The sequence below is a fragment of the Sphaerisporangium sp. NPDC049457 genome (assembly GCF_055586705.1).
In genome coordinates this window covers 29,081-41,218 of record NZ_JBVJHR010000002.1, presented here as the reverse complement: position 1 = coordinate 41,218, position 12,138 = coordinate 29,081, and the positions used below count along the sequence as shown (strand labels likewise).

General features: G+C 74.1%; 12 protein-coding genes. 6 read left to right on the top strand and 6 right to left on the bottom strand.

What is annotated here, in order from left to right; translation table 11 throughout:
• Positions 1–167: 167 nt before the first annotated feature.
• Positions 168–548, bottom strand: a complete 381-nt coding sequence (locus tag ACZ6QO_RS03575; protein ID WP_465847297.1) for a peptidase inhibitor family I36 protein — start codon at positions 546–548, stop codon at positions 168–170.
• 56 nt (positions 549–604) lie between these two features.
• Positions 605–1,600 (bottom strand): hypothetical protein, encoded by a 996-nt coding sequence (locus tag ACZ6QO_RS03570; protein WP_465847295.1) that lies wholly within the window; start codon positions 1,598–1,600, stop codon positions 605–607.
• Positions 1,601–1,967: 367 nt separating this feature from the next.
• On the opposite strand from ACZ6QO_RS03570, the gene ACZ6QO_RS03565 reads away from it, so the two are divergent.
• Together ACZ6QO_RS03565 and ACZ6QO_RS03560 are read left to right on the top strand one after the other, a co-directional pair.
• Complete coding sequence (locus tag ACZ6QO_RS03565) at positions 1,968–2,306, top strand: PadR family transcriptional regulator (protein ID WP_465847293.1); 339 nt, start codon at positions 1,968–1,970, stop codon at positions 2,304–2,306.
• Complete coding sequence (locus ACZ6QO_RS03560; protein ID WP_465847291.1) at positions 2,303–3,379, top strand: hypothetical protein; 1,077 nt, start codon at positions 2,303–2,305, stop codon at positions 3,377–3,379. Before ACZ6QO_RS03565 ends, ACZ6QO_RS03560 begins: the two co-directional genes overlap by 4 nt.
• A gap of 87 nt (positions 3,380–3,466) precedes the next feature.
• Here ACZ6QO_RS03560 and ACZ6QO_RS03555 read toward each other — a convergent pair whose 3' ends face one another.
• Both ACZ6QO_RS03555 and ACZ6QO_RS03550 read right to left on the bottom strand, forming a co-directional pair.
• Positions 3,467–5,923 (bottom strand): FtsX-like permease family protein, encoded by a 2,457-nt coding sequence (locus tag ACZ6QO_RS03555; RefSeq protein WP_465847289.1) that lies wholly within the window; start codon positions 5,921–5,923, stop codon positions 3,467–3,469.
• A complete protein-coding gene (locus tag ACZ6QO_RS03550) occupies positions 5,917–6,660 on the bottom strand; it encodes an ABC transporter ATP-binding protein (protein WP_465847288.1) in 744 nt (247 codons plus the stop codon). The genes ACZ6QO_RS03555 and ACZ6QO_RS03550 overlap by 7 nt, the downstream gene beginning before the upstream one ends.
• A 109-nt stretch (positions 6,661–6,769) precedes the next feature.
• Between ACZ6QO_RS03550 and ACZ6QO_RS03545 the strand changes: the two genes are divergently transcribed.
• The 4 genes from ACZ6QO_RS03545 to ACZ6QO_RS03530 all read left to right on the top strand — a co-directional run bounded on the left by ACZ6QO_RS03545 (position 6,770) and on the right by ACZ6QO_RS03530 (position 10,728).
• Complete coding sequence (locus tag ACZ6QO_RS03545; RefSeq protein ID WP_465847286.1) at positions 6,770–7,975, top strand: sensor histidine kinase; 1,206 nt, start codon at positions 6,770–6,772, stop codon at positions 7,973–7,975.
• Positions 7,957–8,607: a response regulator gene (locus ACZ6QO_RS03540; RefSeq protein ID WP_465847284.1), complete on the top strand. Its 651-nt coding sequence runs from the start codon at positions 7,957–7,959 to the stop codon at positions 8,605–8,607. The genes ACZ6QO_RS03545 and ACZ6QO_RS03540 overlap by 19 nt, the downstream gene beginning before the upstream one ends.
• Positions 8,608–8,807: 200 nt before the next feature.
• Positions 8,808–9,248, top strand: coding sequence for a group II truncated hemoglobin (locus tag ACZ6QO_RS03535; RefSeq protein WP_465847283.1), 441 nt, complete (start codon positions 8,808–8,810; stop codon positions 9,246–9,248).
• A 136-nt stretch (positions 9,249–9,384) separates the two neighbouring features.
• On the top strand, positions 9,385–10,728 hold the full coding sequence (locus ACZ6QO_RS03530) for an alkyl sulfatase dimerization domain-containing protein (RefSeq protein ID WP_465847281.1): 1,344 nt from the start codon (positions 9,385–9,387) through the stop codon (positions 10,726–10,728).
• A gap of 173 nt (positions 10,729–10,901) precedes the next feature.
• On the opposite strand, the gene ACZ6QO_RS03525 is transcribed toward ACZ6QO_RS03530, so the two are convergent.
• Positions 10,902–11,366, bottom strand: a complete 465-nt coding sequence (locus ACZ6QO_RS03525) for a DUF3037 domain-containing protein (RefSeq protein ID WP_465847279.1) — start codon at positions 11,364–11,366, stop codon at positions 10,902–10,904.
• Positions 11,363–12,115, bottom strand: a complete 753-nt coding sequence (locus tag ACZ6QO_RS03520) for a HipA family kinase (protein WP_465847277.1) — start codon at positions 12,113–12,115, stop codon at positions 11,363–11,365. The genes ACZ6QO_RS03525 and ACZ6QO_RS03520 overlap by 4 nt, the downstream gene beginning before the upstream one ends.
• Positions 12,116–12,138 lie beyond the last annotated feature (23 nt).

Below are 12,138 nucleotides of genomic sequence, written 5' to 3'. Positions count from 1 at the left end.
CCGGCCCGCACGGCCGCCGCCGCGGCGTGGAATCCCGTCCGGATCCCACGACGCGGCGGCGGGCGCGGCGTCCACGGAACGCGGCGTGACCGGTCCCGGGCGTCGTGCTGTCGTGGGCGGCGACGCGGGACGAGAGTGCGGCCCGCGTCGCCGGCCCTGCCCGTTCGTCAGGAGCAGGAGTGGACCCACTTGTGGGAGTCGTAGTCGTTGTCGTTCATCGCGACGTCGACGGTCTCCCCAGGGAGAACGCAGATGGACTCGAATATGTAGTTGGGGTCGTAGTAGACCCAGACGTTGTCGGGCACCGTGGTGCTCGACCGCGCGTTGTTGAACAGGGATTCGGCGTTGTCGTGCATGCCGTCGTTCCCCCAGCTCGCGTCGTTGCCGTACCAGTACGCCATATGGCCCTTGTAGTTGTCGTCCGCCCACGCGCAGAAGGCGGTCCGGGGACAGTCGCCCAGGTCTGCGCTGGCGCTGGTCGGGGCCACCAGCAGGGCCGCCGCCGCGATGGGCAGGCCGATGGCCAGGGCCTTGAGAGTCTTGATCATGAGATTGTCCTTTCGGTCGTCTTTCGATGGACGATGTCTTCAGGTGGGATGGAGTGTCAGGCGCCGGCCAGGGCCTGCCTGGCCCGGGGAACGGCCGCCCGCTCGAAGGTCTCCAGGGCGTCGTGCTCACGCGCGAACCTCTTCTCGATCTCCGGCCGGTACCTCCGCTCCAGGGCGTCGGCGGTCCGGGAGAGCCCGGAGGAGACGGCGCACTCGGCCTCGGTCTCGGCCGCGGCGATCTCTCGCGTCCCGGCCCGCGCGGGGAGAGGCTCCGGCGCCTTGGCCGTGACGAGTTCGCGCAACTCGTGCGGGGAGGACACGGCGTATCCCCGCTCGCGCGCGCACGTGGCCCAGTCCGCGAGCCGGGCCCGGTACTCGGAGTCTCTGGCCACCCGCCCGGCGGTGTAGGCGCCGAAGTGGTCGACGATCCGCCGCACGCGGTACCAGCCGGCGAGGTCCCCGTAGAGGGTGCGTCGCGCTTCGGCGGTGCAGCCGTTGTCGGGCGCGGAGACCCGTCCCAGGCCGGGAAGGTCTACGACGAGCCGGCGTCCGGACCCAAGAAGCGTGCGCTGCCAGGCGCGCCGCCGCTCAGGCGTCAGCTTCTCCAGGTTGCCGGTGTTGGCATCCCGGTCCCATGCGCCGGGTCTGCCCAGCAGCGTTCCGTACCCGTGCTCGCGCGCCCACCCGGCGTCGTCGAGCACGTAGCGGAAGTCCGGCTCCGCCGACGAGGGCGGCGGCTGCTCGGCGTACGCGAAGCCGTGCCGGGCCATGCAACGGGCGATCAGCCGCTCCGACGCCCGGTGGAGCAGCTCGCCGTCGGCGGCCGCCGCCGGCCGGCCGCCGGAGGCCGGCGCGTCCCCGGCCACCGGCCGGCCGCCCGATGCCGGTGCGTCCTCGGCGGCGCCTGTTCCGCCGCCGGCGACCGCCCATCCGGTGATGACGCCGACGGCGATGACGGCGGCGACCGTCAGGCCACGCCCCCGCTTGCCACCGGCGCGGGCGCCGGTCGCGCGGCCTGAAAGCCCCGCATCGTGCTCAGGCTGTCGAGTCATCCGGGTGCTCCTGAACTTCCGCGTGTCTTGAACGCCTCCGAGAACACATCCTTGGCAGGCGGTTTCACGCCGACAACGACGAAGGCGGCGCATGTCCCGAAACTTGGGATGCGTGGCCGAATCCATGCCGCGAGCCCGGCGGCGCACCCTCGCCGGCGGGCGGAGCGGCGCGGTGGTCCGAGAGTGACGTTCCTGCTCCGCGAACGGCCTCTCCCGCGTACAGCCCCTTCCGCGTACGGCCCTTCTGCGTACAGCCCATTCCGCGTGCGGCGCTTTCCGCGCGTACGGACTCTCCCGCGTGCGGCGAGCGGGCCGCCGGCGTACTTGCCTTGCCCTATATCTTGTCCGCCAATATATGATTGCCGTCATGAGTTCTCGGACGATGACGGAACCCGCGTTCCTGGTCCTCACGGCGCTGGTCGACGAGCCGCGGCACGGCTACGGCATCGTCCAGGAGGTCGAGAGGCTGTCGGGCGGGCGCATGAAGCTCAAGGTCGGCAGCCTGTACGGAGTGCTCGACCGGTTGGCGGGCGACGAGCTCGTCGCGCTCGACCGCGAAGAGGTGCAGCAGGGGCGGTTGCGCCGCTACTACCGGCTCACCGATTCCGGGGCGCGCGCGCTGGAGGAGGAGGCCGCGCGGCTGGCCGAGACCGTCGAGCACGCGCGCGACCGGCTGCGCGCCCGGCACGCGGGAGGTCTGGCGTGAGCCTGCTGGAGAAGCGCTACCGGCACGTGCTGCGGCTGCTGCCCGCCTCCTATCGGGCCGAGCGCGAGGACGAGATGGTCGCCACCTTCCTGGAGGGCGCGGGCGAGGCCACCGACGCCGACGGCCCGCGGCCGCGCTGGTCGGAGGTCGCGAGCGTGGCGGCCCTGTCGGTGCGCGTGCGCCTGGGCGGGGCCGAGGCGGGCCCGAGGTTCTTCGCCTGGGGCGAGACCGTCCGCCTGGTGGCCGTGCTGGGGCTGGCCTTCCACGCGACGATGAGCTGCGTCCTGTTCGGACAGTTCCTGGCCGCCTACGCGTTCTCCGGCCCGCCGTTCGGCGGCCACGAGGCCGCCCTCCCTCCGCCCGGCTCGGCGGGCCGGTTGTGGGACATCGCCCAGGGCTTCGCCACCCTGCTGTGGATCGCCGCCTTCGCCGCGCTCGTCCGGGGCCGCCCGCGGGCCGCCAAGGCGTCGGCGCTGCTCGCCGTCGCGTCGTCCTGCGCCGCCCTCCTCGGCCTGTGGAGCGTCGACACCGAGCAGGCCGTGACGGCCGTCGCCGCGAACGGCGTGATGTACGCCGTCCCGGTGCTCGCCCTGCTCGCCGGGTTCCACCGCGACGCGTCGGCGGTCCGCCGCCCCGCGTGGGCGGCCGCGCTGCCCGCCGCCGCCGGAGTCCTGCTCTACGCGGTCCTGGGCCTGGCCGGCACCTGGTCCATGCAGCCGTCCATCAGCCTGGACGCCCTGCCGTGGATCTGGCCCTGGCTCGACATGTCCGGGCTGGCCTGCCTCGCGCTGCTGGTCGCCGGCGTGGCGCGCGCCGGCGTCCACCTGCTCGTCCCGGCCCGGCGCTCACCCGCTCCGGCGGCGGCTCTGGCCGTTCTCGTCGTCCCGGTGGTGCTCAGCCGCCTGGTCCGGCTCGACCTCCGGGGCATCGACCCGGTGACGCGGACGATGGCGGCCGTCGGCATCGCCCAGATCGCCGCTCTCCTGCTGTGCGGCGTCACCCTCGCCGTCCTCGCCGCGCGCGCCATGCCGCCCGCCCCGCGCCGGCGGCCCGAGCCCCCGCCCGTCCCGTGACCGCGTCCCCCTGACCGCGCCTCGCCCACTGACCGGCGACCGCCTGACCGCGGGCCCGCCGCTCGGCGGCGGCACCCTGACGGCGCGTCACCGGGCCCGTCGCAGGGCGGGCCGAACCGTGAGGGTGGCGGCGCCGACCGCGAGGGTCAGGCACACGGCCACCACGCCGAGCAGCAGCGGCCACGGCACGACGAGCGCGATCGGGGTCGCCATGGCCTCCTCCAGCCCCGCGCGCATCCCGAGCAGCGTGGGCAGCGCCACCGCCAGGCCGAGGGCCGTCCCGAGGACGACCACGAGCGCCGACTCGGCGGCGACCGTCCCGAGCACCTGCCGCGTCGTCGCGCCGGACAGGCGCAGCACCCTCAGGTCGCGGATCCGGCCGGCGGCGGCCATCATCAGCGTGTTCGCGATCGCTACGGCCGTGTAGCCCGCCGACACGACGACCAGGAAGACCGTGAAGATCCACACCAGCCGGTCGTCCTCGCTGTCGGCCGAAGCCCGGTAGGTCGCCAGGTCGACCACCCGGGCGCCGAGCCCGGACGGCGGCGGCGCCGCGCCCTCGCGGATGACGAACGCCTCCTCGGCGAGCGCCGACCGGTCATGCGCCCTGACCAGGTCGCGCGGCGCAAGCACGCTGCCCGGCCCGCCGTCGACCACCGCGATCACCCGCAGCGGCACGTCGATGCCGTCGTCGAAGGCCGCCCGCACCGTGCGACCGGGCGTCCAGCCCCACTGCTCCGCCACCCAGGACGCGACGGCGATGCCGTCCTCGCGCTCGCCGAAGCCGTCGAGCGACCCGGCAAGGACGCGGAGCCTTCCCCTGCCCGCCGCGACCAGCTCGGGGTCGGCGCCCACGGCGGGCGCGGCGTCGCCGTTCCGCCCGTACAAGGCCGTGGACAGCATGGACGCCGCGCCGGCCGCGGAGACCGCCGCGTCGGACAGGCCTGGCGTGCCGTCCGGGACGACCATCGCCTCCACCGGCACGGCGGCGGTCCGCGCGGACACGAACGCGCCCGCCGTCGTCTGCACCATGCCGGTGATCAGCGCGGCGAACCCCACCGTGACGAGCACGGGCGTCGCCGTCGAGGCGGTACGCCTGACCGCGGCCAGCGCGCTCTCCCGCACCAGCATTCCCGTCGCGCCGCGCAGCCGCCCGAGCGGCCAGGTGAGCGCCCGCGCCACCAGCGGGACGACGGCCGGGCCGAGCAGGGCGACGCCGACGATCAGCGCCATCGCGGTGAAGAGGCCGGAGGTCACCAGACCGTTCCCGCCGGCGCTCGCGGTGACCACGGCGCCGGCCAGACCGGCGGCGCAGAACAGCAGGCCGGCGATCCACCGGCTGCGCGGCATCGGCCGCTCGTCCACCGCCGCTTCGCGGAGCGCCTCCAGCGGGCGCACCCGCGCGGCACGCCGCGCGGCCGATCCGACGCCGAGCAGGGCGACGAGCACACCGGCCGCGAACGAGCCGGCGAGCGGCGCCGGCCGCGGTTCCACCGCGAACCCTCGCGGCTCGAACCCGGCGGCCACCAGCCGGTCTCCGAGGACGGGGGTGAGCAGGGCGCCGAGCGCCACGCCCGCCGCCGCGGCGGCGACCCCGACCACCAGCGCCTCGCCGTACACCATCGCGCGGACCTGGCGCGGTGTCGCCCCGACGGCCCGCAGCAGCCCGAACTCGTGCCGGCGCTGCGCCACGCCGAACGCGAACGTCGAAGCCACCACGAAGATCGATACGAACGCCCCCATGGCGGCCATGGCGGTCAGCACCTGCGAGCCGATCCAGCGGATCCGCGCGTCGTCCAAGGGTTCCAGCGCGGCACGCGCCTCGCCGGCGAACACCCGGCCGCCGCCGCCCACGACGGCCCGCGCGGCGGCCTCGACCGCGGCGACGTCCGCGCCCGGCGCGGTGACCAGCCCGATCGTCCGCACCCCGCCCGCGAGGGTCCGCGCTTCGGCGTCGCTCAGGTACACGCCCGGCGCGTCGACGGTGCCGGAGACCGTGTAGGCCGCGGGACCTCTCGCGGTCAGCACGGTGACCCGGGCCCCCGGGGCGAGGCCGAGCGCCCGGTCGAGCACGGCCTGTCCCCTGCCCTGCGGCGCCGTGCCGGACGCCAGAGGGTATGGCGCCAGCGCCGCGGCCGACCAGGCGTACCCCTGGTGGGCCTCGACCGGCTCCCCCGCGATCACGACCTGCGCGTAGAACGATTCGTCGGGTATGGCCCGCGCCACGCCCGGGATGCCGCCGAGCCGCCCGACGAGCGCCGCGGCCGTCTCCGGCGACCAGGGCCGGTCGGGCGTGAAGTTCCCGTCCTGCCGCTCGACCGTGGGCACTCCCACCAGGACGGCGGCGCCCGCGAGCCGGTCCGGCACCCGGGGCGCCGCCGAGAAGAAGGCCTGGGACGTCACCGACATGATCGCCACCGCCAGCAGGAGCGTCACGAACGTGCCGGCGAACGTGGTCCACCGCTCGCGCACCCCGGCGACCCCCAGCCACGCACCGCCACCCGCCCGCCTTGACCCGGGGCCGTCCATGAGTGTGTTCAGCATGCCGACCGCTCCAGTCCCGCCATGCGGGCGGCGACCGACTCTGCGTCGACGTTCCCGGCGAACTCCTCCACCAGCCGGCCGTCCGCCAGGAACAGCACCCTGTCGGCGTGGGCCGCCGCGACCGGATCGTGCGTCACCATGACCACCGTCTGCCCCTGGTCGTCGACCATGCCGCGCAGCCGGCGAAGGACCTCGCGCGACGCCCTGATGTCCAGCGCGCCGGTCGGCTCGTCGGCGAACACCACGGCCGGCCGGGTGATCAGAGCGCGCGCGATGGCCACCCGCTGCTGCTCACCGCCGGACAGCCGGCTCGGCCGGTGGCCGGCCCGCTCCGCCATCCCGACCTGCGCCAGCGCCGCGCGGACCTCGGCGGGCGCGACCGCCCGGCCCGCCAGGCGCAGCGGAAGCGAGACGTTCTGCTCGGCGGTCAGCGCGGAGACCAGGTTGAACGCCTGGAAGACGAACCCCACCCGCTCGCGGCGCAGCGCGGTGAGGCCGGTCTCGCCGAGCGTGGCGAGGTCCGTGCCGTCGACGACGACCTTCCCGGCCGTCGGCCGGTCGAGCCCGGCCGCGCACTGCAGCAGAGTGGACTTCCCCGACCCCGAAGGGCCCATGACGGCCGTGAACGTACCGGCGTGGAAGCCGGTCGTCACCCCGTCGAGCGCGGTCACCTCGTGGGCGGCGGTGCGGTACGTCTTGCGCACCGACCACAGTTGGACGATCTCCGTTGTCTCCATGAGGCAAGCCAAGCGGCCGGCGCGTCACGGCACATTGGCGCTGCGGCGAGGACCGGAGGTAGAGACAGCACTACTGCGTGCCCTCCCGGGGCTCCGATAGCGTCGAAGCGTGCACCCCCGGACCGCCCTGGAGGCCCTCACCCGCAGACCGTCGGTGTTCCTGCGGTCGCGGTGGCCGTGGCGGTCGTTCGTGTATCTGCTGTCCAGCGCGTACCTCGCCTCGGCCGCCGCCGTGTTGATCTATCTGGCCTACCTGTTCGGAGTCGCCGTCGCCTGCGCCGCCCTGCTGCTGGTCGTCGTGGTGTGCGGGCTTCCCGCCGCGAGGCTCGAACGGGCGCGGCTCCGCCTGATCGACCTGCGCCCGGTCGCCGATCCGCACCGGCCGCCCGAGCGTCCGGGTCCGCGCGCCTGGCTGGCCACGCGGCTGCGCGAGCAGGCCACCTGGCGCGAGCAGGCCCTCCTGCTGGTCGCGCTGGCGATCTGGTGCGTCGACCTCGGCGTGGTGTTCCAGGCCGTCTGGCTGCCCCTGCTCATGCTCTCGGCCCCGTTGCAGCCGACCCTCGGCTTCTGGGCCGGCCTCCCCGTGGCCGCCGGGGCGCTCGTCGTGATCCCGCTGGCCGCCTATTTCGTCACGGCCTGGGCGGGCACCCGTGCGACGATCGTCCGCGCGGTCCTCGCGCCGCACGACGCCGAGATCATCCGATCGCGCGCCCGGCTCGTCGACGCGTTCGAGAGCGAACGGCGGCGCATCGAGCGCGACCTGCACGACGGAGCCCAGCAGCGGCTGGTCGCGCTCACCATGCGGCTCGGGCTCGCCCAGCTCGACCTGCCCGCGGGCTCGCCCGCCGCCGCCCACGTCGACCAGGCGCATCAAGAGGCCAAGAAGGCGCTGGCCGAGCTGCGCGAGCTGATCCGCGGCATCCACCCGCAGGTGCTCACCGACCGCGGGCTGCCCGCCGCCGTACGAGATGTGGCGGGCAGGTCGCCGGTCCCGGCCGAGGTGGACATCGCCCTGCCCACGCGGCTGCCCGGCCCCGTCGAGCTGACCGCCTACTACGTCACCTCCGAGGCGTTGACCAACGTGGCCAGGCACAGCGAGGCGAGCCGCTGCCTGATCCGCGGCAGGCTGGTGGACGGCACGCTCGTCCTCCAGGTGGAGGACGACGGCGTCGGCGGCGCCGACCCCGCCGCAGGGTCGGGGCTGGCCGGGCTCGCCGACCGGGTCGCGGTGGTGGACGGCGTCATGACGCTGTACAGCCCGGCCGGCGGCCCGACGACCCTCCGCGTGGAGATCCCGTGCCCGGGCTCCGCGTAGCAATCGCCGAGGACGTCGTCCTGCTGCGCGAAGGACTGGCGGGCCTGCTCGAACGGTTCGGCCACCAGGTCGTCGCGTCCGTCGGGGACGCCGTCGCGCTGCTGGCCGCCGTCGAGGAGCACGAGCCCGACATCGTGGTCATGGACGTCCGGATGCCGCCCGACTTCACCGACGAGGGCGTGCGCGCCGCCCTCACGCTGCGGGCCGACCGTCCCGGGCTGGCCGTGCTGGTGCTCAGCCAGTACGTCGAGCAGACCTACGCGGCCGAACTCCTCGACGCGGGCGCGGGCGTCGGCATCGGCTACCTGCTCAAGGACCGCATCGGCGACGTGCGGGAGTTCGTCGACGCGCTGGAACGGGTCGCGTCCGGCAGCACGGTCGTCGACCCCGAGGTGGTCAGGCAACTGCTCGGCCGCCGCCGCGCCCCGCTGGCCCGCCTGACGCCCCGCGAGCGTGAGGTCCTCGGGCTCATCGCCGAAGGCCGCTCCAACGCCGCGATCGCCCGGCGGCTCGTGGTCACCGAGGCGGCGGTGTCCAAGCACATCGCCGCCATCCTGAGCAAGCTCGACCTTCCCCCCGCCGAAGACGACCACCGCCGCGTCCTCGCCGTCCTCACCTACCTGAGAGGCTGACACCTCTCCCACGCACGACCAGAGCGCACGGGTAGCCGGCTCGCTCCGTGTTGTCATATTCCGGTCGGCGCGGAGAGGAGTCGAGGCAGCGCGTCACCGCAAGGGGCAGGCGAGACAGGCATTGAGGGAGCAGGGAATCAGCACGGTAAGTCTTGGAGTCCGCTGGTGCTTTTCTGGACCTTCTACGTAATCATGTAATTATGGAGACCCTTTTCGAGCACGCCGGTGGGCAGGAAGGACTGCGCCACTTCATCGATGTCTTCTACCGCAGCGTCCTGGCCGACCCCCTGCTCCAGCCCCTCTTCGGACGCGGCCGCCCCGACCATGTCACCCACCTGACCGCCTTCACCGCGGAGACCTTCGGCGGGCCCACCACCTTCACCACCGATATGGGGGGATTCGCCCATATCATCGCCGTACACCGCGGCCTCAAGATCACCGAGGAGCAGCGGCAGCGGTTCGTCGAGCTCTACATGGCCGCCGCCGACGCCGTGGGCCTGCCCGCCGACCCGCCCTTCCGCGAGGCCCTCCGCTCCCACGTGGAATTCGGCTCCCAGGTCGCCCTCCAGAACTCGCACGCGGAGACCGACGACCAGCTTCACCCGATCCGCGAAGTGCCCCTCTGGACCTGGCCCGAATAGCGCCTGACCCCCCGCGGTGGGGCGAGCGTCCGGCGAGGGCCCGGCACCTGGCCTGCCTCACGCTCCCGCGCCGCCAGGCCAGGTGTAGGGATCTCCCTACTGCCGCGCCGGGACCGGTCCAGGACATGCTTGGCGCATGACATCGCCGATCCTCCAGCACGCGGACAATGTCTGGCGCGGGTCGGTGCCCCCGCAGGAGGTGCCGCTGCGGGACCTGCGCTCGAGGGGGGTGCAGGAGGTGGCCGAGGGCGTGGTCATGTGGCCCGCCTTCGGCAACGTCTACGGCATCAGGGGGGACGGCGGCCTGGCTCTGTTCGACTCCGGCAACAGCGTGGACGCGCGCGCGATGCACGCGGCCATGCGCGCCTGGTCGGACGAGCCGGTCCGTTACGCGATCTTCTCGCACGGCCATTTCGACCATGTCGCCGGCATGGAGCCCTTCGACGCGGAGGACGGCGCCCGGCCGCAGGTGATCGCGCACGAGAACGTCGCCGCCCGGTTCGTCCGCTACGCCAGGACGGCCGGGTACAACACGGTGATCAACCAGCGCCAGTTCGGCTTCACCCGGATGGTGTGGCCCACGAGCTTCCGCCGCCCGGACCTGACCTACCGCGACCGGATGTGCCTGTCGCTCGGGGACGTCTCCCTGGAGTTGCGGCACGCCCGAGGGGAGACCGACGACGCGACCTGGGCGTTCCTGCCCGAGCGGGGCGTGCTGCTCACCGGCGACCTGTTCATCTGGGTCACCCCCAACGCGGGCAACCCGCAGAAGGCGCAGCGGTATCCCGACGAGTGGGCCGTCGCGCTGCGCGCGATGTCCGCCCTGTCGGCCGAGGTGCTGCTTCCCGGGCACGGGCTGCCGATCGTCGGCGCGGCGCGGGTGCGCCAGGCGCTGACCGACACGGCGGACTACCTGGACAGCCTGGTCGAGCAGACGCTGGACCTGATGAACGCCGGCGCCCGCCTCGACGAGATCATCCACACCGTCCGCCCGCCGGAGGCACTGGCCGACCGGCCCTACCTGCGGCCGCACTACGACGAGCCGGAGTTCGTCGTGCGCAACATCTGGCGGCTGTACGGCGGCTGGCACGACGGCAACCCGGCGCGCCTCAAGCCCCCGCCCGACGACGTCCTCGCCCGCGCGCTGGCCGGCCTCTCCGGAGGCGCGGCGGCCCTGGCCACGCGCGCCGCCACGGCGGCCGCCGAAGGAGACCTGCGGCTGGCCTGCCAGCTCGCCGAGATGGCCACGCAGGCCGACCCAGCGGACCCCAAGGTGCACGAGATCAGAGCCCGCGTCTACACGCTGCGGGTGCGGCAGGAGAGCTCGGCCATGTCGCGCGGGGTCTACACCTGGGCCGCGGCCGAGTCGCGCAGCGTGACGACCGGCGACGACCTGCTGGACGTGTACCACGAGATCGCCGGCGGCCAGATGTGGTGGGCGCCCTCCGCGGCGAAGCACGACGGAGACCCACCTGGGTGATGCGCCCGACCCCGGCGCGCGCCGAGGTCCGGCGCCCGCCGCGCCGAGCGTCCCGAGCGCTCCGGCACCCTTTGAGCTCCCGTCCCGTGCCCGGCTTTCCCCCGTAGCCGAGCACGGGACGGGTCCGTCGCCCGCTCCGCGCGGGCGCGGCGGTCCTCGTCGCCGCCGGGCTGCTAGCGCGCGGAGGGGCCCTTTCTGACCAGCCGGTCGAGCAGGCATTCGAGCTCGGCGCCCGGGTCACCGGTGAGCCCGGCGTGGACCGGGCCGGTCTGCACGATCGTGCTGCGCGGGGCGGTGAGCCAGCGGAACCGGCTGCCGAGCGACTCGCCGCGCAGCGGCCCGGCGTCGGCCGAGCACGCCGCCTCGTAGGCCCCGAGCGCCTTGCCGACGCCCTCGACGTCCACGGTCTCGTCGAGCGCGCGCAGCCTGGCCACGTCCAGCTCGGTGCGGGCGCACAGGTAGTCGTGCGGCTGGGAGTAGAGGATCACCCCCGCGTTGAGGAACTCGCCGCGCACCACGCACGGCACGACGCGGATCACCGCGTACTCGTAGACGGCCGACGCCTCGCCGGTCCGGCGGCGCTCGCGGGGCTCGGCGGGCTCGCCGGCGCGGTGCTCGGGCGGGAGCGCGGTGTTCATCGGGCGGTCTCCGGAAGCCAGGCGCGCGGGCCGTGGGCGCGTGCGAGCAGGTGATCGACGTACGCCCGGCGCACGGCCTCGGCGTCGGGGAAGCCGGGCTCGCCGTCGAGCCACTCGTCGGGCACCAGGGCGACGACCGCGCGGAGCAGGTCTTCGGTGATCAGCGCGGGCAGCTCGGCGTCGGCCTCCTTGAGCCGCTTGGCGAAGGGCGCGAGCACGTGGTCACCGGCGTCGAAGGGCCGCTGCGGGTTGGCGGTGGGCCAGTTGTGGTGGAACCACAGCGCGGCTCCATGGTCGATCAGCCAGATGTCGCCGTGCCAGACCAGCAGGTTGGGGTTGCGCCAGCTGCGGTCGACGTTGTGGATCAGCGCGTCGAACCACAGGACGCGGGAGGCGAGGCCGGCGTCGGGCGTCCAGGCCAGCGGGTCGAAGCCGAGCGCCCCGGGCAGGAAGTCGACGCCGAGGTTGTGTCCCTCGCTGGCCTTGAGCAGCTCCTGGATCTCCTGGTCGGGCTCGCGCGCGCCGATGCGCGGGTCGAGATCCATGATCTTCAGGTCGGGAGTGCGCAGGCCGAGCCGCCGTGCCAGCTCCGCGCAGATGATCTCGGCGACGAGCACCCGCCGCCCCTGCCCCGCGCCGCGAAATTTCATGACATAAGTGCCAAGGTCATCTGCTTCGACGACACCCGGCAGCGAACCGCCCTCCCTCAGGGGAGTCACGTAACGCGTCGCGGTCACCAGTTCGAGCACCCGCCAAGGGTACCGACCTCGGC

Bases quoted from the DNA above. Each gene is read 5' to 3' on its own strand.
- ACZ6QO_RS03565 (WP_465847293.1), top strand. From the start codon at position 1,968: ATGAGTTCTCGGACGATGACGGAACCCGCGTTCCTGGTCCTCACGGCG.
- ACZ6QO_RS03555 (WP_465847289.1), bottom strand. From the start codon at position 5,923: ATGCTGAACACACTCATGGACGGCCCCGGGTCAAGGCGGGCGGGTGGC.
- ACZ6QO_RS03535 (WP_465847283.1), top strand. From the start codon at position 8,808: ATGGAGACCCTTTTCGAGCACGCCGGTGGGCAGGAAGGACTGCGCCAC.
- ACZ6QO_RS03575 (WP_465847297.1), bottom strand. From the start codon at position 548: ATGATCAAGACTCTCAAGGCCCTGGCCATCGGCCTGCCCATCGCGGCG.
- ACZ6QO_RS03550 (WP_465847288.1), bottom strand. From the start codon at position 6,660: ATGGAGACAACGGAGATCGTCCAACTGTGGTCGGTGCGCAAGACGTAC.
- ACZ6QO_RS03525 (WP_465847279.1), bottom strand. From the start codon at position 11,366: ATGAACACCGCGCTCCCGCCCGAGCACCGCGCCGGCGAGCCCGCCGAG.
- ACZ6QO_RS03570 (WP_465847295.1), bottom strand. From the start codon at position 1,600: ATGACTCGACAGCCTGAGCACGATGCGGGGCTTTCAGGCCGCGCGACC.
- ACZ6QO_RS03530 (WP_465847281.1), top strand. From the start codon at position 9,385: ATGACATCGCCGATCCTCCAGCACGCGGACAATGTCTGGCGCGGGTCG.